The 21,819-nt window shown below is 42.6% G+C and carries 20 protein-coding genes; 14 read left to right on the top strand and 6 right to left on the bottom strand.

What is annotated here, in order from left to right; translation table 11 throughout:
- Positions 1–4: 4 nt before the first annotated feature.
- Together Q4561_RS08300 and Q4561_RS08295 are read right to left on the bottom strand one after the other, a co-directional pair.
- A complete protein-coding gene (locus Q4561_RS08300) occupies positions 5–1,123 on the bottom strand; it encodes a hypothetical protein (protein WP_303459106.1) in 1,119 nt (372 codons plus the stop codon).
- Between the two features lie 105 nt (positions 1,124–1,228).
- Complete coding sequence (locus Q4561_RS08295) at positions 1,229–2,104, bottom strand: AraC family transcriptional regulator (protein WP_303459103.1); 876 nt, start codon at positions 2,102–2,104, stop codon at positions 1,229–1,231.
- A 210-nt stretch (positions 2,105–2,314) separates the two neighbouring features.
- On the opposite strand from Q4561_RS08295, the gene Q4561_RS08290 reads away from it, so the two are divergent.
- The 6 genes from Q4561_RS08290 to Q4561_RS08265 all read left to right on the top strand — a co-directional run bounded on the left by Q4561_RS08290 (position 2,315) and on the right by Q4561_RS08265 (position 7,305).
- Entirely contained in the window at positions 2,315–3,559 is a 1,245-nt protein-coding gene (locus tag Q4561_RS08290) for a M20/M25/M40 family metallo-hydrolase (protein ID WP_368411527.1), read from the top strand.
- 201 nt (positions 3,560–3,760) lie between these two features.
- Positions 3,761–4,012, top strand: a complete 252-nt coding sequence (gene rpsP, locus Q4561_RS08285; protein ID WP_013784900.1) for a 30S ribosomal protein S16 — start codon at positions 3,761–3,763, stop codon at positions 4,010–4,012.
- Positions 4,013–4,036: 24 nt separating this feature from the next.
- A complete protein-coding gene (gene rimM, locus Q4561_RS08280; protein WP_303459097.1) occupies positions 4,037–4,558 on the top strand; it encodes a ribosome maturation factor RimM in 522 nt (173 codons plus the stop codon).
- Positions 4,559–5,320 (top strand): tRNA (guanosine(37)-N1)-methyltransferase TrmD, encoded by a 762-nt coding sequence (gene trmD / locus Q4561_RS08275; protein ID WP_303459095.1) that lies wholly within the window; start codon positions 4,559–4,561, stop codon positions 5,318–5,320.
- Positions 5,321–5,338: 18 nt separating this feature from the next.
- Positions 5,339–5,698: a 50S ribosomal protein L19 gene (rplS, locus tag Q4561_RS08270; protein WP_013784897.1), complete on the top strand. Its 360-nt coding sequence runs from the start codon at positions 5,339–5,341 to the stop codon at positions 5,696–5,698.
- A 767-nt stretch (positions 5,699–6,465) separates the two neighbouring features.
- Entirely contained in the window at positions 6,466–7,305 is an 840-nt protein-coding gene (locus tag Q4561_RS08265; RefSeq protein WP_303459093.1) for an alpha/beta hydrolase, read from the top strand.
- Positions 7,306–7,327: 22 nt separating this feature from the next.
- Here Q4561_RS08265 and Q4561_RS08260 read toward each other — a convergent pair whose 3' ends face one another.
- Positions 7,328–8,008, bottom strand: a complete 681-nt coding sequence (locus Q4561_RS08260; RefSeq protein WP_303459090.1) for an alpha/beta hydrolase — start codon at positions 8,006–8,008, stop codon at positions 7,328–7,330.
- Between the two features lie 118 nt (positions 8,009–8,126).
- Here Q4561_RS08260 and Q4561_RS08255 point away from each other — a divergent pair, with 118 nt between their 5' ends.
- From Q4561_RS08255 to Q4561_RS08240, 4 genes are all read left to right on the top strand, one after another.
- On the top strand, positions 8,127–8,762 hold the full coding sequence (locus tag Q4561_RS08255; RefSeq protein WP_303459088.1) for a trimeric intracellular cation channel family protein: 636 nt from the start codon (positions 8,127–8,129) through the stop codon (positions 8,760–8,762).
- A 242-nt stretch (positions 8,763–9,004) separates the two neighbouring features.
- On the top strand, positions 9,005–10,096 hold the full coding sequence (locus Q4561_RS08250) for a 3-deoxy-7-phosphoheptulonate synthase (protein WP_303459085.1): 1,092 nt from the start codon (positions 9,005–9,007) through the stop codon (positions 10,094–10,096).
- Between the two features lie 43 nt (positions 10,097–10,139).
- Positions 10,140–11,285, top strand: coding sequence for a bifunctional chorismate mutase/prephenate dehydrogenase (gene tyrA, locus Q4561_RS08245; RefSeq protein WP_303459082.1), 1,146 nt, complete (start codon positions 10,140–10,142; stop codon positions 11,283–11,285).
- A gap of 222 nt (positions 11,286–11,507) precedes the next feature.
- A complete protein-coding gene (locus Q4561_RS08240) occupies positions 11,508–13,832 on the top strand; it encodes a methyl-accepting chemotaxis protein (RefSeq protein ID WP_303459079.1) in 2,325 nt (774 codons plus the stop codon).
- Between the two features lie 168 nt (positions 13,833–14,000).
- On the opposite strand, the gene pheA is transcribed toward Q4561_RS08240, so the two are convergent.
- The 3 genes from pheA to yciH form a co-directional block, all read right to left on the bottom strand.
- Complete coding sequence (gene pheA, locus Q4561_RS08235) at positions 14,001–15,182, bottom strand: prephenate dehydratase (protein ID WP_303459076.1); 1,182 nt, start codon at positions 15,180–15,182, stop codon at positions 14,001–14,003.
- Between the two features lie 346 nt (positions 15,183–15,528).
- Positions 15,529–16,329, bottom strand: coding sequence for a response regulator (locus Q4561_RS08230; RefSeq protein WP_303459074.1), 801 nt, complete (start codon positions 16,327–16,329; stop codon positions 15,529–15,531).
- Positions 16,330–16,375: 46 nt separating this feature from the next.
- Positions 16,376–16,708 carry a stress response translation initiation inhibitor YciH gene (gene yciH, locus Q4561_RS08225; RefSeq protein WP_303459071.1) on the bottom strand — a complete coding sequence of 111 codons (333 nt, stop codon included), beginning with the start codon at positions 16,706–16,708 and terminating at the stop codon, positions 16,376–16,378.
- Between the two features lie 187 nt (positions 16,709–16,895).
- On the opposite strand from yciH, the gene Q4561_RS08220 reads away from it, so the two are divergent.
- From Q4561_RS08220 to Q4561_RS08205, 4 genes are all read left to right on the top strand, one after another.
- The gene (locus Q4561_RS08220) at positions 16,896–17,201 is read left to right on the top strand and encodes an STAS domain-containing protein (protein ID WP_303459068.1); all 306 of its coding nucleotides are present in this window, start codon (positions 16,896–16,898) and stop codon (positions 17,199–17,201) included.
- 36 nt (positions 17,202–17,237) lie between these two features.
- The gene (locus Q4561_RS08215) at positions 17,238–18,890 is read left to right on the top strand and encodes a fused response regulator/phosphatase (RefSeq protein WP_303459065.1); all 1,653 of its coding nucleotides are present in this window, start codon (positions 17,238–17,240) and stop codon (positions 18,888–18,890) included.
- Positions 18,891–18,990: 100 nt separating this feature from the next.
- Positions 18,991–19,431, top strand: a complete 441-nt coding sequence (locus tag Q4561_RS08210; RefSeq protein WP_303459063.1) for a TerB family tellurite resistance protein — start codon at positions 18,991–18,993, stop codon at positions 19,429–19,431.
- A gap of 208 nt (positions 19,432–19,639) precedes the next feature.
- Positions 19,640–21,736: an EAL domain-containing protein gene (locus tag Q4561_RS08205; RefSeq protein WP_303459060.1), complete on the top strand. Its 2,097-nt coding sequence runs from the start codon at positions 19,640–19,642 to the stop codon at positions 21,734–21,736.
- Positions 21,737–21,819: the final 83 nt, after the last annotated feature.

Genomic DNA, 21,819 nt, shown 5'->3' with positions numbered 1-21,819 from the left:
CTCGTTAATTTTTCCCACTGCTGATGAATTGAAATACATGATTAAGCAACTGCTTTTGTAACGCTTTGCGATCAACGCCGTCTCTGTCTTTACATAAAGGAACGCCTTTTACTTCGCGATCATTATTGCAATCATCAATATAAATAAAATGGCCCGCACCTTGTTCAACACCTACCAGTTTTGCGTTGGGGATATTATCAGCATAGTATTTTGCATGGGTTTCATATGGCAGGAAATCATTGTCAACAGAGCCTAGTATTAACGTGGGTACTTTGATAGCTTTTAAACTGGCTTCGTTTGCGGCATGTCCTAGCGCGGGATCAAAAGCAATAACTGAGGTTATTCTCTCATCTTTCATTTGTGCTTGTAATATCCCAATTTTCTCTAACATTTCTTTACTTAAAGGCTTGGTGCTATTTTTAACAGAGCTACTATTAACAGAGCTGCTTTCAACCGAGCTAGCTTTCTTTGCGCTATAGTCACAGCCTTTATCATCTTTTGCCTTTTCAGACATACAATAGGCTTCTGATTTACCTGCAGCTAATTTTGCGCCAGCCATCGCTAATGCAGTAAACCCTCCCGAAGAATGCCCAAACATGACTATGTCATCGGTTTCTAATGAATGATTAAACAGCCCACTTTTAGTAAGGCTATCTATAACAAAGCTTATTTCTTGAGGGCGCTGCCAAAAGCGCTGCAATACGCTGGGGTCTATAGTGTCTTGTCCATAGACCCAAGACTCACCATAATGCGCCACGCCGGCAACAATCCACCCTTGAGACGCTAGTGCATAGCCTAACCAATTCATTGAGTTAGGCGAGCCAAATGCACCGTGAGATATAACCGCAACTTTGTGCTTGTTTTGTGCTGAACGCAAACAGATTTTAGCATCGCACGCACGTGTGTCAGCTTGATACCAAAATTTAACCTTCGCAGGCCTATTAGCTTTTTGGTCAAAGAAGTCAACGTCTTGTGTTTTTAGCTCAAAGCTCGCATTAGCGCCTACACCAGCACTATCATCAGCACCGGTTGAAGCAAACACAGTGACTGCATTAATAAGCATCAAAAATGAAAAAGCAAGGGAATGGGGAAGGGGAGCTAAATACAGTATTTTCATTTTCATCAGTTTTCTCTGTTCGGTTCATTTAAAACGATAATAGCGATATTGAATAACAGGCGCTGTGCAGAAAGTGCGTTTTGCAATTTCATTGATTTAAATTTGCGTGGATTACGTCTTATCTTCCACTGCAAAGAACAGTGTGGTTTGCAGTAAATCTGCCGCGGTTTCTTGCGGGCTATTTATATATTGCTGAACAATTTGTTGGTCTTTTAGCTGAATATTGTTCGGCAATACCCACAGGGCATAAATCTGTGAAATCGTCTGCCACATAGTGTCGTGAGAACCATAGTGAGTAAAGCTGGCCCAACGACCCGCTTCCCAATGGAAAATATCTACATCCTGTTGTTGTGAATTTAACCCATATAGAAAACCCGCAAAAAAACGACTTTCTGCTTGCTCTACTAACCAGGGGTTATCTACAGAAACACCGATAGGCTGTAATTCATTAAAACTAAAGGGCTCGGCAAGTGTCGCTAATCGTTTAAACAATTTACCTGCAACAGCAGAATAAGATTGTGTGCTAAAGCCGGAATCATACAAGCCGTAAACCTTACGTTCTGGAAGGGTTAACCAGGTAGGTGATAGCTCTGTTTCAGGTGGTGATTTTTTGGGGGGTAAGCCACTTGCTCGAACATTTGCTAGGGCATTACCGGTAATAATATCCGACGGTGTGCAAGAGAAGTTCTTTTTAAATGCCCTAGAAAAAGCAGAAGGGGAGTCGTAACCCACGCTAAGTGCAATATCAGTAATGTTATGGTTACCATTTTGAATCGAATACAGCGCCTTCTCTAATTTCTTTCTTTGTATATATTCACCTAACTGGAAACCAGTGACGGCAAAAAACATACGATTAAAATGGTATTTAGAAAACCCCGTATAACTTGCCAGTTCATCAAGACTTATTGGCTTATCGCTATGGTCATAAATGTATTGCGCCACCTGATTAATAATCTTTAGATGACTGCTATCAACCTGATTAATCACTCTCCTTCATCCTTAAGGTAGATTGTTGTTTACGCATTCATAACGTATTTTCTTCTTACTAGACTTTAAGATACACCCGTTTTACTCTCGTTATTCGTCCTTTTTCCAATAAATCCTTAAAAGATAATACAAGTGATGAAAGATATGATGAAAAGAATCAAGCTCAACACCTTGCTCGTTGGCATGGTATTCGTGTTTAGCCAAACTAGTATGGCTAATACTGCCACCGAGAAAAAAATTACAAAACACATCGATGATAACCTTACCCACTCCCAAGCGCTGTTAGAAAAAACCGTAAACATTAACAGTGGCACCATGAATTTCGATGGAGTCAAAAAGGTAGGGGCAATATATCAAGCCGAGTTCGATGCAATGGGGTTTGATACACAGTGGGTTGATGGAAGTGAATTTAATCGAGCTGGGCACTTAGTGGCAAGTTATGGAAATTCGGGTCCGAAAATCTTGATGATCGGCCACTTAGATACGGTGTTTGCCAAAGACGATGCATTCCAAAGCTACAGCGTAGTTGATGACACCCATATAGCAGGGCCTGGCATCACCGATATGAAAGGCGGTGATGTAATTATTATTGCGGCACTGCAAGCGCTAAAAGCCTTAGATTTGCTCGATAATATCAGTATTAAAGTAGTGATGACAGGCGATGAAGAAAGTAGTGGCCGCCCACTTTCACTATCAAAAAAGGCCTTGGTTGATGCGGCAATATGGGCAGATATCGCGCTGGGGTTTGAAGATGCCGATGGCGATATTAAAACGGCGGTGGTTGCACGTCGTGGCTCAATAGGATGGCAGTTAGATGTTGCAGGCAAGCCTGCGCATTCATCACAAATATTCACCGACAATGTGGGCTATGGCGCTATTTTTGAAACAGCCCGTATTTTAAATGATTTCCGAGAGCAATTAGCCGGCGTTGGTAATATTACCTTTAACCCTGGATTAATAGCAGGGGGAACTGAAGTTGAAGTACAACCCGAAAATTCTATCGTACAAGGCTTTGGTAAAACCAATGTGGTAGCGAAAGAAGTGACCGTGAAAGGCGGCATTCGCACATTAACCGCCGATGAACTGGCAAAAGCCAAAAAAGTGATGCAGGAAGTGGCTTCGAACAACCTAGCGCATACCTCTGCTACATTAACCTTTGCCGATGGTTATCCGCCAATGGCACCTACCGATGAAAACTATGTACTGTTAAAGATGTATAGCGATGTGAGTGAATCTTTAGGTTACGGGCCTGTTGAACCGGTAAATCCGCGGAATGCGGGTGCGGCTGATATTTCATTCGCTGCAGATCATGTAGACATGGCAATTGATGGCCTAGGCTTAATGGGCGATGGCGGACATACAAAAGATGAAGTGGCCGACATGTCTACCTTTTCACAAAACATGCATAAAGCGGCTATTTTACTCTATCGTTTAGGAGAAGCTAAGGCCTTATAAGCAAGCGAAAATTTTACTCCTTCCACACTAATAGCCAATAAATAATAAATAGGGATGCATAATCCCTATTTAACCCGCATTTATACTTGCATTCACAGCCCATATCCGTATAATTCGGCGGCCTTCTCTTAGGCGCTCAATTTATAGGCGTCTAAAGAAGGATTAAGTTAACGGTAACGCTACAACGAGTTTGAGGCATTTATGGTTACTATTCGTTTACAGCGTGGTGGCGCGAAAAAGCGTCCATTTTATCAACTAGTGGTGGCTGATAGCCGTCGTGCAAGAAACGGTCGTTTTATTGAAAACGTTGGTTTCTTCAACCCAACAGCACAAGGTCAAGCAGAGCGTTTACGCGTTGACCTAGAACGTGTTGATTACTGGGTTGGTGTTGGCGCGAGCTTATCTGAGCGCGTAACTAGCTTGGTAAAAGAAGCTAAAAAATCTGCAGCGTAAGTTGCAATTAACTGGTGAGTATAGATGAGTTTAGCGTCTGACATTGTGGTTGTTGGCAAAATCGGTGCACCTTACGGTGTTAAAGGTTGGGTCAAAATCAACAGCTATACACAAACACCAGAAGGTATTTTTGAGTACTTGCCTTGGTTCCTTGGCGAAGAAAACAAATACCAAATTGACCAATGGCGAACGCATGGTAAAGGCCTGGTAGCAAAGATTGTTGGTGTAGATAACCGAGATGATGCAGAACGCATCAAAAACTTGGATATAAACATTAGCGCTTCGCAACTTCCCGATTTAGGGGACGATGGCATTTATTGGCGCGAGCTCACTGGCATGAAAGTGGTAACTACGCAAGGTTACGACTTAGGTGTGGTGAAAGAAGTATTTAATACAGGTGCCAATGACGTGGTTCACGTTAAAGCTAATGTAGGCGATGCTTTTGGTCAAAAAGAAAGATTAATACCTTTTGTGTTCGACGACGTTGTACAAGAGGTTGATCGGGAAGCGAAGGTCATTAAAGTTGACTGGGATCCGGGGTTTTAAGTGACACCGGAAAAATGGTTCGGGGTGGTTAGCCTGTTTCCAGATATGTTCGCGCCATTTACCCAACAGGGTGTAATCGGCAGGGCTGTTAAGTCTGGAAAATTATCGGTTGATACCTTTAACCCCCGCGACTTTACCCATGACCGCCATCGCACAGTTGACGATCGCCCCTATGGTGGCGGACCCGGCATGCTGATGATGGTTAAACCGCTTACCGACGCAATACAAGCTGCCAAGAAAGTTGGTGGCGAAAACAGTAGCGTGATCTACTTATCACCCCAAGGGAAGCCCCTTGACCAAGCAGGCGTTCAACGTCTTGCTGGCATTGACCGTACGATTTTAATCTGTGGTCGATATGAAGGAATTGATGAGCGCGTAATCAAAAGCCATGTAGATGAAGAAGTCTCCATTGGTGATTACGTTCTAAGTGGCGGTGAACTGCCGGCAATGGTCTTAATGGACGCAGTTGCTAGATTAGTTCCCGGCGTGTTGGGGCATAAAGCTTCAGCAGTTGAAGATTCCTTTACCGATGGTCTTCTGGATTGTCCGCATTATACGCGGCCAGAAGTACTAGATGGTCAATCGGTACCTGACGTGTTGTTAAGTGGTGATCATGAAAAAATTAGGCAGTGGCGATTAATGCAGTCTTTGGGTAGAACCTTACTGCGTCGCCCTGATTTGTTAAATCACCTAGCTCTGACTGAGGAGCAGCAGCGGTTATTGGAAATATTCCAAACGCAGTTGCAGCGAGATGACAGTTAACTAGGACGAGAGGATATGATGAGCAAAGTCAGTCAAGATATCATCAAGAAAATTGAGCAAGCACAGCTTAAATCTGATGTTCCAGGGTTCGGCCCGGGTGACACAGTAGTTGTTAAAGTTCGCGTTACCGAAGGTGACAAAGAGCGTCTTCAGGCTTATGAAGGTGTTGTTATCGCTAAGCGTAACCGTGGTCTGCACTCGTCTTTTACCGTACGTAAGATTTCTAGCGGCGAAGGCGTTGAGCGTGTGTTCCAAACACACAGCCCGGCTATCTCTTCAATTGAAGTTAAACGCCGCGGTGCGGTTCGTCGTGCTAAGCTTTACTATCTTCGTGAACGTTCAGGTAAATCTGCACGTATCAAAGAAAAGCTTAACTAAGATTACTAATCCTTGCGTTATTGTTAACTTCGAAAGAGCCCGCTTATTAGCGGGCTTTTTTGTGGACGAAGAACATGTCCTTGGGGTTTATGACACGCCGTAAACCCGTCCATGGGGGCTCTGCCAGCGCGTCCTGCGCTGGAAGGTCATAAACCCCAAAGACATATTCTTCCCACGGCATTGAGTGTGGGGAGGGATGTGATGTTGGTCTCTCTGACTCGCCGTGAACCCATCCATGGGGGCTCTGCCAGCGCATCCATGCGCTGGAAGGTCATCAGCACCTACACCGTATCCCTCCGGTCGCACTTTATAGCCATGTTAGGTGAGTTGAAGGATGATGCCGATGACAAGCCGTAAACCCCACCATGGGGCTTTCGTTACAGCATCCATTCTGTAGAGAGTTTCCGAGGCGCACAAAGCCCTTCCTTCTGAACATCCGATTAAGGCTCACTGCTGAATATTAATATTAGTCAACAGTAGAAGCCCACGTGAAACGCGGCGTGAATCAATCTATGAAGTTTTCGCAATAGCTCCATGCTGTGGAAGGCTTCCGATGGGGGCGACTCCCTCTGCTATAAACGCTTACCCGTACCATGAAATAGTGCGGCATAAACCCATCCGTGTTCTCTGCCAGCGCATCCTGCGCAGGAAGGTCATCGGCACCTACACCGCATCCCACACCCCATATCTTGACGTTGGCACAATTGCTCAATGAATGTTTGCGAGATAATATGTTGAAAATAGTTAATTAAAACAATGAGCGGAATATGTTGTCGCGTTTTTGCTGGGTATTAATGATGTTAGCTTTCAGTGCCATGGCTAATGCTAACGTTGAATTCACAATACCTAGAAGTACAGTTGTAGAACTTCAAGATAAAAACACTGACCTAACTTACCCTATTTTTATCAAGTTGCCGAAAAGCTACCGAGCTAACACGACAGCATCTTACCCAGTGATTTATTTGTTGGATGGTTCTTATGCCTTTCAGGTCGTGTCTGGGGCAACACGGTTTCCTATGAATAGCGGTGCAATGGAGCAAGCCATTATAGTAGCCATATCCTACTCGAAAGGGTCTAAGGGCGCCGCAAGTCGTGTTCGCGACTATACCCCTTACCTTGCTGAAGACTGGAAGCTTGAAACTGGCAAAGCAGCGCTTCATGCTGACTTTATCAATAACACAGTATTTACCTATATTTCGAATAACTATCGCGTGGAGGGAATGCCTAGAACGATAGTTGGAAATTCCTTAGGCGGGCTATTTAGTGCTTATGTGCTTTTTTCTCGCCCGAGTATGTTTAATAACTACATTATTGGTAGCCCATCGGTGTGGTTTCACGATAATGCTATTTTGTCTGAAGCTATTGTTCCCGCCAAAACAGCTGTAAACGTTTATCTTTCCGTGGGGGCGTTAGAGCGTCCTGAATATGGTGAAAGGCAAGATATGGTTGAAGGTGCACAAAAGCTGGCTCAAAAAATAACACAGCAGAGTGAGCAGCAGATAAATCTCAAGTTCAAACTGATTGATGAGGCCACCCACGCAACTGCATTTCCCACTACCGCCATTCAGGGGTTAGATTGGCTCTATGGTAGTCGTCAGGAAAAGTAAGGCAACCAGTGTCGCCTAGCCGTTATTCTTGCCTATTAATTTCAGGCTCGCTAATTGAATCATTAATCCACTGTTTCAGCGGTACAAGCCATTCGTCTATGGGGCGATAAAACGCGCCGTGCTCTTTACCGGTTGAAATGGCTATCTCTTTAAATTCTTTAAGCATAGGGCTGCGTGCTTCTAACAGATTGCACGAGCCAACATCATCAGAGGTTTCATAAATTGAAAGCACGCGACCGTACAACTGTATATCGCGCTTACGATTAATTAACCCTGCACAGCCCGCTAAAATCACAACATTGACCTTAGCATTTTCTAACTCGTTTGATGCCAATATGGTAATTGCGCCGCCGCGGGAAAAACCGGTAAGGGTAATATTTTCTGGGGGTACACCAAGAGTGATAAGTTGGTTAACTTCTGCAGCAAGGCGTTTAGCGTAGTCGTTAGGGCTTACGCCCTTTGGTCTGTGGTGCGCTATTAAAGTATAGCTTTCGCTATCAAGTGCATTTTGAATACTCGGGAAATCATATACACCCCACCGAGGGTGTATGGGCGTCGGGTCATCACCTTCTACGATAAAACCATGAGAATAGAAAACGTAGTGTTTGGCAGTCTTTATGTTACTGGGAAATGCATAATCGCGTTGTGCGGCGCAGGCGGTAACACTTGTAACAAAAAATAATAAAATGAGTATAAATTTCATGTAAAAGATAGGTTTGTATGTTTAAAACAATAATACTGACACGAAATTCGTAAATTAACGATCTGTCCTCGACTATTTTCAGAATAAAACCCATATCAATTGCGCAAGTGAGACAGGGATGACGGCGGATTATTTCCTCTTTTTAAGTTTATTTGGTGTGGCTTTTTTTGCTGTATCAGGTGCATTAATGGGGCATGAAAAAAGTATCAATGGTTTTGGTGTGGTAGTCGTAGCGGCGGTCACTGCACTAGGCGGCGGTACTATTAGAGATTTATTGCTTACTCTACCCATATTTTGGGTAGAAACCCCTTCCTATTTATACGCCACTTACGGCGCAGTTGTGCTTACCGTTTTATCAATTCGCTATTTACCACCCCTTTCTAATTATTATTTTTTATTAGTAGATGCTGCAGGTTTAGCCATTTTTAATATTGTGGGTATAGAAAAAGCGCTAATAGAGGGCTCTGGGATGATAGTGGCATTAACCATGGGGATGACCACAGGGATATTTGGCGGTTTGATCAGAGATGTCATTTGCCGAGAGGTTCCTTTAGTGATGCGTGGCGACCTTTATGCTACTGCCTGCCTTTCCGGTGGCCTGGCCTACGCCGCGCTGTTTACCTTAGACGCCCCTTATTTATGGTGTATTTTAGGATCGTTATTCACAACCGTATTTATTCGCCTGGGCTCGTTACGCTGGGGATGGAAACCCAACATATTCAAGAAGGGGTTTACGCCGAAACAGAAAAGCTAACGTCTGGTGTAAAAATGAACACTGGCAACCCTCGCCAGCGCTAATTGTGACAATATAGTGTCTTTCTTTGACTTAATACAAAGTATTGTACGTTAAAGCTTGCTTGCCTATTCGTTTGTTGTTAAAAAGTCAACGACGTTAAAGAAAATTAGAAAAAGCTTGTTGTACATAAAAGTTTACATGCCAGTATTTACTCTTTTGACGTTTCATTTTTTCCGTTTTTTAGTAGTTGAGAGAGCCCCATGATTAAGGACACTGTAAATAATATCCACGTAAGTGCTGAAGATGTACTTATAACCCCTGATGCGTTAAGTGCAGAGTTGCCTGCCTCTGAAAAAGCACTTGCTGCCATTTCCGATTCTCGCAAGATTGTTTCTGACATCATTCATCGTCGCGATCACCGTTTATTGGTGGTTTGTGGACCTTGTTCTATTCACGATGTAGATGCAGCAAAAGAATATGCGCTTAAGCTTAAAGAGCTGCATGAGTCATGCAAAGATACTTTATTCATTGTTATGCGAGTTTATTTCGAAAAGCCGCGTACCACGACTGGTTGGAAGGGCTTAATTAACGACCCTCATATCAACGATACATTCGATATTGAAGCTGGCCTGCGTAAAGCCCGTGAACTATTAATTTGGTTAGCCGAGCTTGAACTGCCGGTGGCGACTGAAGCGCTAGATCCAATTAGCCCTCAATATTTAGCTGAGCTATTCAGCTGGTCTGCTATTGGTGCGCGCACCTCTGAATCACAAACTCACCGTGAAATGGCCAGTGGTCTTTCTATGCCTGTAGGCTTTAAAAATGGCACTGATGGCAGTTTAGATATTGCCCTTAATGCCCTTAAATCTGCTGCATCAGGTCATCGCTTCATGGGTATTAATAAGCAAGGCCAAGTGAGTGTTATTGCTACTAGTGGTAACCCAGATGGTCACATTATTTTGCGCGGTGGCAAGCAGCCAAACTACGACTCAGTGTGCGTGTCTGAGTGTGAAGTTGAAATGCAAGAAGCTGGGCTAACAGCTGGCTTAGTAGTAGATTGTAGCCATGCAAACTCATCAAAAGACTACCGCCGTCAGCCGCTGGTTGCACAAAACGTAGTTAATCAAATACTAGAAGGCAACCAGTCTATTATTGGCGTAATGCTAGAAAGCCATTTAAAAGCCGGTAACCAAAAATCTGATGGTAAGAAATTAAGCGAAATGGAATACGGTGTGTCTATAACCGACGGCTGTATTGACTGGGATACGACAGAAACGCTTATCGCTCAAACCAGAGATAAATTAATAACTGTGCTACCCTTACGTCAAAATAAGCGCACCGATGTTGCCTAACGGGTAAGGTAGCCAGTGCCATTTGATTTGAGGAACATACTAAATGGCCGATTTTTCGCAGCAATTAAATACGCTGCGTGAAGGAATAGACGAGCTGGATACCCAGCTCGTTGAACTTCTCGCAAAGCGCAACGCACTGACTACAAAAGTAGGGCAGGTAAAAGCTGAAGCAGGCATGCCTGTTTATGTACCTTCCAGAGAAAAAGAACTCATTGCATCACGACGTGCCGAGGCTGAAAGCCTAGGTGTCTCTCCTGATCTTACTGAAGATCTCTTACGTCGAATTATGCGCGAGTCTTATCACACGCAAAACAACCGTTACCTTGGCGTAAATGCCGATGTTGGCACTATTGTCATTATTGGTGGTGCGGGAGCTTTGGGTAAAATATTCGTCAGCCTTTTCCAGCGAAGTGGTTACAACGTTTCTGTGGTAGAGCGAGAAGACTGGGAAAGTGGTCATGCAGCGCAGGTGCTTTCAACGGCTGCGCTAGTGGTAGTCGCGGTGCCTATTAACCTAACCGAGCAGGTTATTAGTCAACTGACTATGTTGCCTGAAACCTGTATTTTGGCTGATATCACCAGTATCAAGGTTAAACCTATCGACGCCATGCTGGCAGTGCATAGAGGCCCTGTGGTGGGTTTACACCCTATGTTCGGGCCTGATGCTCCTGGCATGATAAAACAGGTTGTGGTGGTATGTGAAGGGCGCAATGAAAGCGCTTATGAATGGCTTATCGCTCAAATGAAAATTTGGGGGGCAACTATTCATAGCAGTACCGCCGAAGAACATGATAAGTCTATGGCTTACATTCAGGTAATGCGCCACTTTAATACCTTCGTGTACGGCGAACATTTGCGAGGGGAAGACCCTGACCTTGAATCTCTTACTATGTTTAGTTCGCCAATTTATCGCTTAGAACTTGCTATGGTTGGGCGTTTGTTTGCCCAAGCACCTGAGCTATACGCCGATATTATTTTCAACAACCCTGATAACTTTGCCTTGCTCCGACGCTTCTATGACCGTTTCGGTCTAGCCTTAAACTTGTTAGAAAAGGGTGATAAAAAGGCGTTTATTAAACAGTTTCTCACAATAGGGAATTGGTTTGGCAGCTATGCAAAAACATGCCTTGTAGATAGCAAGCAACTGTTGTTAAAAGCTGATGATGGGAAGTTATTAAGAAAATCCTAATATAGTTTCAAAATCGCTATCGAAACTTTTTTTAAAGCCAATACTGAAAAATTATACATTAATCAGAGAAGGCGAAGACTGCATAATTAGAGACTTTATAATCCGTACATGATTGATAAGCAGTAATTTAGACTATAGTTGAAGGAAGAATCTCAATTCGTCACCTATATTTGATCTAAGAGATTACACCACTTGCTTACCTATGCATTAACGGATTAATTAATGTCTTTAAAGCTTCGCCTTCTGCTATCGACCACACTACTTACCATAGGGGTCATAGTTATACTTGCGCTTGCCACTTACTGGACGGCTAATAATCTATCTAAGAATGCATTAGAGCAAACCGCCCAAGACAAGTTGATATTACAAAATATTCAAACAAAAGAAGCGTTTGAAGAGTATGTCGGTTTTGTTAGTAAGCAAATACAGAATTTTTCTGAATCTTCAATTATTACCCAATCTACGCCTAAATTTAAGCAGGCATTTAATCAATATAATACTCAATCAAACGAATACAGTAGTGTACAAAGCAACAAATTAAGTGATTACTACACTATTGCCTTTGCAGACTTATATGAACAGCGTAATAATCAGCCGTTGCTGAACATAGAAAAACTGTATCAAAGTTTACCCTTAGTAACCAAAAAGCTGCAGTACGATTTTATTGCAGGTTCCAGTTACGATATTGGTGAAAAAGACACGTTAGTTAGCTTAAACAATGGCACGACTTACGCTGATATTCATGAACAATATCATGAAGAAATTCGTAGTTTCCTCCAAACATTTAACTACTATGATATTTTTATAGTCGATCCAGATTCTGGAAACATCGTGTATAGCGTGTTTAAAGAATTGGACTTCGCAACCAGCTTAAAATCGGGGCCTTATGCCCAAACGGGCATTGGTGAAGCGTTTAGATTAGCAATGGAGAGCACGGCTCCACACCAAGTAGGAATTAGCGAGCTAATCAGCTACTTACCCTCATACGATGCGATGGCGGGCTTTTTTAGCTCAAAAATAGTCGATGTGAGTGGCAACGTAATAGGAATACTCATTTTCCAAATTCCCCTTGATGTAGTGAGTAACATTCTCACTCACGATAGTAATTGGAAGGCAAGAGGCTTTGGAGATTCAGGGGAGACATACCTAGTTTCTCCTGCATCTATGCTAGTCACAGAGAGTCGCTTCTTCCTTGAAGACCCTAGTGCTTATAGTAAAGCAATTGAAAAAACATATCCGTTAGTGGCCGCTAATGCATTGAAAGCCGGCACAAGTGTAGGCATTCAGAAAGTAGAGTCTGAATCAGTAAAAAGGGCGTTTAATTCTGAACGTGGGTTCACCACGGTAGAAGATTACCGAGGGGTAGACGTTTATTCATATTACAGTCCCGTAAAAATAGGCGGCTATACCTATGCGTTGCTGGCCGAAATTGATGTGGAAGAAGCGTTACTGCCACTCACCAAGCTTCAAAACACCTTGCTGTCAACGGTATTTGTAATAGCGTTTGTGTTAATAATTATATCGGTTGCTTTAGCACTTTGGCTTTCTGGCGCGCTTGTATCACCACTTACTAGACTTAAAACCGCATGTGACGATTTAGCTAACGGCTCAGGCGATTTAACCACTCGACTAGATGAATCTCCTATCCCAGAAATTAATGGCGTTATTGTTCCGTTCAATACTTTTATTGACCAAATACATGTTTTGGTGAAACAGTTTAAGTCTGATGCCAACACGTTATCGCACACTACAGAACAATTTGCGCAAACCGTAAATACCAGCTTGATGGCGGTTCATTCCCAAAGAGAGCAAAGTGGCAGTGTTGCTTCTTCAGTTGAGGAACTTTCTGTATCGGTTTCAGATGTAGCCCAAACGACTATTGAAACTCGGGATCAGGGTGAAGTTGCCATGAAGGGGCTTAAAGAAAATATAGAACGGTCTGCTTTAGCCTCTAACAACGTTAAGCTAACGGTCGATTTGTTATCCCGTTCTAGCGAAGTTATTAACGCGTTGAACAGGGAAGTAGGGAGCATTAACGATTTGCTCGGTGATATTACTTCAATAGCAGACCAAACAAATCTACTGGCGCTTAATGCGGCCATAGAAGCGGCTAGGGCTGGCGAAGCGGGGCGGGGCTTTTCGGTAGTGGCTGATGAAGTAAGAGCGTTAGCTAATCGCTCACAATCAAGTACCGAACAAATTGGAAGCATTGTGAACAGCATGATTAAGTCCTCTCAGTTATCGGTATTGGAGATGGAAAAAGCGAAAACCACCGCAGATGGAGGTATACATTTATTCGATTTACTTGCTACGGCAATGCAAGAGTTGATGACAGTGATAGAGCAAGTTCAAGGCATGGCGGATAGAGTGGCCGCTGCCACCAATCAACAGGCTTCGGTTACACAAAGTGTAAGCGGGAATGTTTTAGAAATATCCACTATGTCCGAGAAAATCGAGCAAGAGGTAGATTTTATCTCTAAACGAACGCAGTCATTATCTGAAGTTGCACAGGCAATGAAGTCGCAGGTAGATAGATACAAAGTTTAAAAAAGGCGAGTAGCCTAAAAAGTGCAGTAGGGTCGGCGTAGTCAAAAGTCTGTAGATAAGAGTGTAGCCAAAAGCCTGTAGTCAAAAGCCACCAAGAACCTTTAGTTAAAATCAGCAGTAAAAGAAAGCTATCGTACTGACTCGATAGCTCCCTTTTACTGCACGATATTATTCTGCTAGCGCACTGGCAGCAGCCACTTTCGTCGGGCTTATTTCTTCACTAGGGTAGCAGCCTAATATTTTAATATAGCGGGTTATATTTCGAAGTGCTTCAATGGCAGTTTGCACGGGTCCATCTTCCACATTTCCTTTCACGTCAATATAAAACATTTCTTCCCAAGGGTTACCTGGAATAGGGCGTGACTCTAGTTTGGTCATGTTGATACTGTTTTCGCTTAATACCAGTAAGGCTTCAACTAGCGCCCCAGGTTTTTGTACGGTAGACATCACAAGCGTTGTTTTAGCTGGGACTTGAAGCGGTACTACTACTGACTTGCGTGCAACCACGATAAAGCGACTGTGGTTTTCTTTCTGGTTCGCCAAGTTACTTTTTATTGCCGTTAATCCGTAAAGGTTGCCGCCCGCTTCACTACCGATAGCCGCAATATCGTCGCGTTGAAGTTCGCTAACGGTCAACATAGCCGACGAGGTGCTGTCCATTGTTTTTACTTCAATGTTGCCTAATTCAGCCAAGAAATGACTACATTGAGTGAATACTTGCGGGTGAGCATAAACCGTTTTAATTTTATCTATTGTGGTGTCCGTGCCAACTAAAAGGGTGTGTCTAATAGGGTGGGTAAGTTCACCAATAATACTTAGATGGGTATGCTGAAGTTGGTCGTATACTTCGTTAATACTGCCAGAGGTCGTATTCTCGATAGGAAGAACGGCATAGTCTGCTTCTGCATTCTCTACTTTTTGAATGATTTCACTGAAGCTCTGGCAACCTATTTCCAGTAATTCGCCAGGGCGTCTAGAGAAATACTTTTGGGTGGCTAAATAAGAGTAAGACCCTTTGTCACCTAAGAAAGCCACTCGATTAAGCGGTAACGTACTACCAGGGTTCGCACGTTCAGCTAGCATGGCTTGCTGATTTAATACTGAGTCTTCGATGATAACGTGGAAAATTTGCGTGACATAGTGAGGATCAAGACCTGCATCTTTACCTTCTTTAATCAGACGAACAAGCAGTTGCTCTTCACGTTTTTGATCTCGTACTGGAATATGATGCTTAATTTTAGTTTCAGCAACTTCGTTAGTAAGCTTACGGCGTTCAGCCAATAAGGTTAGAAGTTCGCTATCTAATGAGGTTATGCGCTCTCTTACAGCATCTAAGGCGTTGTCAGACATAGTTTTCCACTTATTGTATTAGCTAAAAAAAAACCTCCCTTGAGGGAGGTTTTTATGCATGTAGCTGCGCCTCCCTATTTAAAGAGCATAAACGCAAAAAAGATAGCTACTGCATGTATATTATTCTGTTTCATACGCTTGACTTTATGCGTACAGCGTATCGGTGTCAACCTGTTTTTACATTGGTTTTTGATTTTATTAGGGGGAGGGGCTTGATAGATATTATCAGAACGGGTAAGCGAATTGTAAATGGTGAGTAGCGAATTCAGCTTCAAGCAGTAAACCACCAACATAGTGTCGGCTTACTGCTTAAAGCAACAAAGCTGTTTATCTCTAGCTCGTAGCCTTAGTTTCCTAATAGGGCCGCAAGCATCTGACGAACCTCAGTAGGTTCAAAAGGTTTATCACATAGGGCATTAACCCCTGTTTGCTGAATATTAGCCATATGAGCACTGTCAGCGGCTTCAGACGTCACCATGATGATAGGAATATGAGTAGTTTCAGGGTTGAAACGAATGAATTCAGATAGCTCTCGCCCATCCATTTCTGGCATGTTGTAGTCGGTGACTACTAAATCAAAGGGTTCGTCTTTAATAAACGTAAGCGCCATCGCCCCGTTTTCAGCTTCTCTTATGCGCTGTAGCCCCATACCTTCAAGTACACGGCGAATGTGGTTGCGTGCCAACTTACTGTCGTCGACAAGTAGCACTCTAACATCGTGAATATCGAATAATTCTAATTCAAGTTCGTCATGATTGATTAAATCGAGGCTCGCGTTAAGAGCACGAGACAGATGAAGGGGCTCGAACGGTTTAGGAAGAATAGCTGCAACGCCCGCTTGCTTAAATTCTTCTAACTTACTTAATCTGTTCTCACTTGAAACCAGCATGAATGGAATAGTTTTAAATTCATCACTTTCTTTTATGAACTTGAGCAAATCTAACGCTGTGCCGTCTTCGAAATACATCGCGCTTACAATCAGGTCTGCACCGTGCGCTTTTACCGCTGACATTGCTTCAGAAAGGGTACTAACAGGATCAATTTCCTTCACCTTCTCTTTTAACAATAGGGTAGTAATAATCTTCCTCTGGGTATCCGAGGGCTCAACTAAAATGATATGTAAATCCGAAATTGACAGCTTTTCCATTCCGCTCTCTTTTGAAAATTTTTTTAAGGAAAATAAGGGTGGTAAATTACCCCCCAGCAATTTTAGCGCTAAAACCTTTATCCTGCAGTAACGCTTTTAATTTCTCACGGTCATCGGTTTGAACTTCAATCTGACCATCTTTAACCGCGCCACCGCAGCCACATTTCTTTTTCAACTCGGTGCCTAGCTTCTTTAACGCATCTGGGGCTAAATCGAGCCCTTTTATTATCGACACGCCTTTACCTTTGCGGCCTTTTGTTTCTCTGTGTATTCGAACAATACCATCGTCAGACGTGGAGCGCTTTGCTTCTTTAGACGAAGGTTTAACTTTGCCTCCGTCGGTACTGTATACCAATAGTGCATCTTGCCAATCTTGCATTGTACCCTCTGATTTTTTACCTATGCGTTAAATAAGCCTTATTTGGCATTACTATAATTGTAGCATGGCAGGCTGAAATATCTGCGCTAGAATAACACCAGTACTGCCTTAACTTATTTCGCTTACCTGTGTAGGTCAGTTTGGACTGCGAAGGCTACCGAGTGGTCAATGCAATAGGAATGAATAGATGAATGTAACAACGGACAATGTTGATGGAAAGCTAACTTTAACGATAGCAATGGGTGAGAAGTTTGATTTTAGTCAGGTTGAATCTTTTCGTTCAGCATACCAAGATTTAGATGAAGGCGTGAGACACATTGCCGTCGACTTAGGCAAAACCGAGTATATGGACAGCTCGGCCCTCGGCATGTTGCTGAATATGCAAAAGGTACTTTCTGAAAGAACGCTGACTTATAGCATTGAAAATAGTCGTCCGCCTGTTGAGCGGATATTAAAAATTTCGCGCTTTGATAAAAAATTTAGTATTTGCTAGGCGGTAACGAAAATTTCAGTAAAGGCACTATTGTAAATGAAAATTCTTATCGTCGATGATGAATCTATAAACCGAGCCATGCTAGTCAGTATGTTGAGTAATGCGGGTTTCACAAAATGTATCGAAGCTGCAAGTGGCCAAGAGGCATTATCAATCGTTGAACAAGCAATCCCTGACTTGGTTTTACTCGATGTGGTTATGCCGGGGATGAGTGGCTTTGAGGTAGCGCCCAAAATTAGGGCGTTAGCAGGGGGGCGATACTTACCTATTTTGTTCATCACCTCCCTAGACGATAAAGAAAGCCTAGTTAAATGTTTAGAAGTGGGGGGAAATGACTTCGCAACAAAACCTTTTGATAAACATATATTAACGGCAAAAATTCGCGCTCACGAAAAAATTAGAAATTTAAGTGCTCATATTGAAGCGCAAAATGAAGAGCTTAGGTTTTATCAGCAAAGCGTGGCGAGAGAACACGCTATTGTTGAGCATATTTTTAGCCATGCCATCGTTAATAAAAAAGATACGCTAAAATATTTCGACCATGCATTAATCCCTGCCGAAACCTTCAATGGTGATGTTTTCGTTTGTGAAACCAGCCCAAGTGGCGGCTTGTATTTTTTAGTTGGAGACTTTACCGGGCATGGGCTAGCTTCTGCCATTGGTGCTCTGCCGGTAACGCGAGCATTTCAAGAGATGTCGGCTAAAGGCTTATCGGTTAATGAAATGGCCACTGAGTTTAATAAAATATTACTGCGGTTTTTACCTAGTGATATGTTTATGGCGGCGGTTATTGGTGAAGTAGGATCTGATGGCGCCCGCATTACCCTTTGGCAAGGGGGAATGCCACAAATGTTAGTGGTATCAAACACTCGGCGTTTTATTAAAACCATTTCCTCACCGCATATGGCATTGGGCATTCTTGAGTTAGATGAATTTGATAACGAATGCGAAATTTTTGAAATGATGCCCGACGATAAGTTAGTTATCTGCTCTGATGGATTGACTGAAGCCGTCGACAGTGAAGGGAATATGTTAACTGAAGATGGCGTTAAACAGTGGTGTATTAATACTAGTGATTTAACTGCTCTAGGCTTGTTTGAACACGCTAAAGGGTTTTCGGCAAAGCACACATTTGACGATGATGTTTCGGTCGTTATTTTTAAAAGCCAGTCTCTCGAGTGCATTCTTCCTCATCAATCTATCGACGATATTCCATCCGAAATTACCATTACCCTTGGTGCTAAGCATTTAAAGCAACCTGATATTCAAACCCGAGTACTACATCAAGTTTCACAATTTAGTGGCATTGAGCATGTGCGTTCTGTGCTTTTTACCGTGGTATCTGAAATGTTCAGCAATGCACTAGAGCATGGCATTTTGAAAATGGACTCTAACCTAAAACATTCTGCAGAAGGCTTTCAACTTTATTACGAAAAAAGAGAGGTGCTTTTAGGCTCAATGGTGTCAGGGAATATTACGATTAATATTAAGACGGATCCGGCTGAAGAAACGGTTTTCCTTTCAATTGAAGATAATGGTGATGGATTTGAATGGGACGAGATTGCTAGCCCACAACGTGAAGACTCATTCGGAAGAGGTTTAGGGCTTATTCGCGCATTAAGCAATAAAGTGTGGTTTGAAAAAGGGGGCAGAAAAATAAACTGTTTACTGAGTACCACCGTTGAATAACTACCACTAAACTAAAATTGCTGACGATTTGCCGTATATTTCCACCGATTACCTGTGGATATGGTATGCAATGGCTTCGTTGTTTATTAGGAGCGCCTCTATGCTTAAATCTTTGTTACAGCTGTTCGAGACAAAAGAGTCTGAAGAGCAACAGAAACTAACGGTTGAACTCGCCACCGCTGCATTATTAAGTGAAATTATCAGGGCAGATGACAATGTCACCGATAGTGAAATAAGTGCCTACAAAAGCCATTTGTTTCAGCAATTCGAACTTTCTGATGATGAATTAAAGTTACTCATGGATGAAGGACGTTCATCGGCTGAAGATGCAGTAGATTTAATACAGTTTACCAAAATAATTAATCAAAAATGTGACGCAGACGAAAAGCGTGAAATTCTTGAGGGATTATGGTCCATTGCCTACGCTGACAATCAATTGGCTCCTATTGAAGAACATATTATACGGCGCATATCAGATTTGCTGCATGTTTCGCACGCTGAATTTATTAAAACTAAATTAGCGGTTACACAGAATAGCTAGCTGAAATTCTATACGTACACCTGCACGGTCATAATTAAGATGAAGGCTAAAAAATGCTTTCTGCACAGGCAATTAGTCTCAATTAGTGCTATAAATAAGTGATGTATATCCACGGCCTTTAGCGTGCTATAGGTCGTGATAACGACGTAAGATTTATATAAAAATATGAATGAAATCTATCGCGCAGGTGATGTTAAAGGAAGGTGGTGTGTTTAAATCTATAAAGGCGCCAATCAGTATTGCTGTAACCCTATCTATGTCAGTAATGGCTGCGCTGGTATTGTGGTTTGCAGTATTAGAATACAAATCGCTATATCTTAAATTGGCTCACTCTCATACTGTTTCTCTTGCCAATGGCGTTATCAAAAATATTGCCCCTTCAATGCTATCTAATGCAGAGAATGCATCTTCCATTTCAGAGCTACTATTTTTATTAAAAGAACATGAACACGTTATTTCGGTAAGAGTTTACAGCGGTGATTATTCGCTTTTATTAGAAGAGAAGGGGCCTGCAGCAATAAGATTGAATGAGCCTTTTTTAAAATCGTTAGATGCTTCAGTACTCGCGGAAGATAAATTTGCATCCAACAATGTGATTGTGTCTCGCCGAACTATTGGCTCAGCAGCAAACCCCGATGGTTTTTTAATGTTGCTGGTGGACGCGAAAGCCCCTTTATCTGCCAGTATCAAAGGATTGTTATTTAATGTTGCTCCCCTTATTTTCATATTGTGGTTATTAAGCATTGTTGGCACGTTATTCTTTATACACCGTTTGTTTCGCCCCTTAGGTGAGTTAAGTGTATTTACGAAGCAAGTCACCGACACCAAAGACTACGCCCTTCGCCAGAACCTAACTTCAAGAGACGAAATTGGCACATTAGGGGAGAACATCAACCGACTATTAGAAATGATAGAAGTTGAATTGCTTATTAATCATGAGCAAAACCAAACCTTAGTTGATCAACAAGAAACTATGATACGTCTTGCCAACTATGACAGCCTGACAGGACTGCCCAATAGGCAGTTGGTGCTTGATAACCTAAGGTTAGAACTCGCTCGAGCACGAAGAAATGGATACGACCTTGCTCTGTTGTTCTTTGATTTAGATGGGTTTAAAGGCATTAATGATTCTTTAGGTCACGAAACCGGTGACTTAATCTTAATAGAAGTAGCTGATAGAGTCAGTGCGCTGCTTCGAGAAGGCGATTTAGTCGCTCGTTTGGGAGGCGATGAGTTCTTAGTCTTACCCGATAGGGAAACGCGAGATTCTAGCCTTGAACATATGGCAAGCCGTTTAATTGATGCGTTTTCAGACCCCTTTGAACTACGAGGGCTATCGTTATCTGTGGGCGTGAGTGTTGGTGTGGCCCGTGCGATAGACGCAGACTACGATTTAAGCGATCTAATGAGTAATGCCGACCTTGCAATGTACCGCTCAAAAGCGAATGGCCGGGGAAGCTACACCATATTTACCCCTGATATGGTTGAATCTCATAAGCGTAAATTCCATATAGCCAATGCAATAGAGCAGGGGCTAAGAGATGATGAGTTTTTGATTTACTACCAAGTGAAAGTAGATAAAGCCGCTAAAGTCATTGGTCTTGAGGCCCTGTTAAGATGGCAACATCCAGAATATGGCATGGTTATGCCAAATGAGTTTATTCCTATTGCAGAACAGGGCGGCAAAATATCTGCCATTACGCGATGGGTAATTGATAAAGTGTGTCAGGATTTGCCAGAGCTAAGAGCATGGCTGCCTCATCGCTTTCGCGTTTCGATGAATTTGTCGGGTCACGACCTTCGAGACAGTAACCTGTTTGACAATATCTATGAAATTTTCACTCGCCACAATGTGAACCCAGAGTTTGTCGAGTTTGAGGTAACAGAGTCGGCTTATTTAGAAAACTTTGCCTCATCGAACAAGTTCTTTAAACGTATGAGTAATATGGGCTGTGCTATAGCTCTGGACGATTTTGGTACGGGGTACTCTTCGTTAAGTTACTTAACCCAAATTAGTATAGATACACTAAAAATTGATAAGCAATTTGTGCATGAGTTGGAAACCTCTGAAAGGAGCAGGCTTGTGATGGGGGCTATCATCGATTTGGCCAAACGGTTGTCATTGAATGTCTGTGCTGAAGGTATTGAGAATAAGCCCCAGTGGCATTATTTGACTGAACACGGGTGTGACTATATTCAAGGGTTCATGTTTAGCAAACCTATACCCATGGACGAATTAATCAAGTCGCCGAAGCAGTATGTTATTGAACAAATGGATACCGCAGGCAATATATATAATAATTAAAGCCATGAGGAGGCTTGCTAGTTTACTGGACTATTATCAAGTAGTTAGTCACAGTTACACACCATAGTGTAAGTGTGTCTGTT

It is taken from the genome of Alteromonas sp. 1_MG-2023, assembly GCF_030547075.1.
Lineage (GTDB): Bacteria > Pseudomonadota > Gammaproteobacteria > Enterobacterales > Alteromonadaceae > Alteromonas.
The sequence above is the reverse complement of the archived record's forward strand: the minus strand, read 5'-3'. Positions and strand labels throughout refer to the sequence as shown.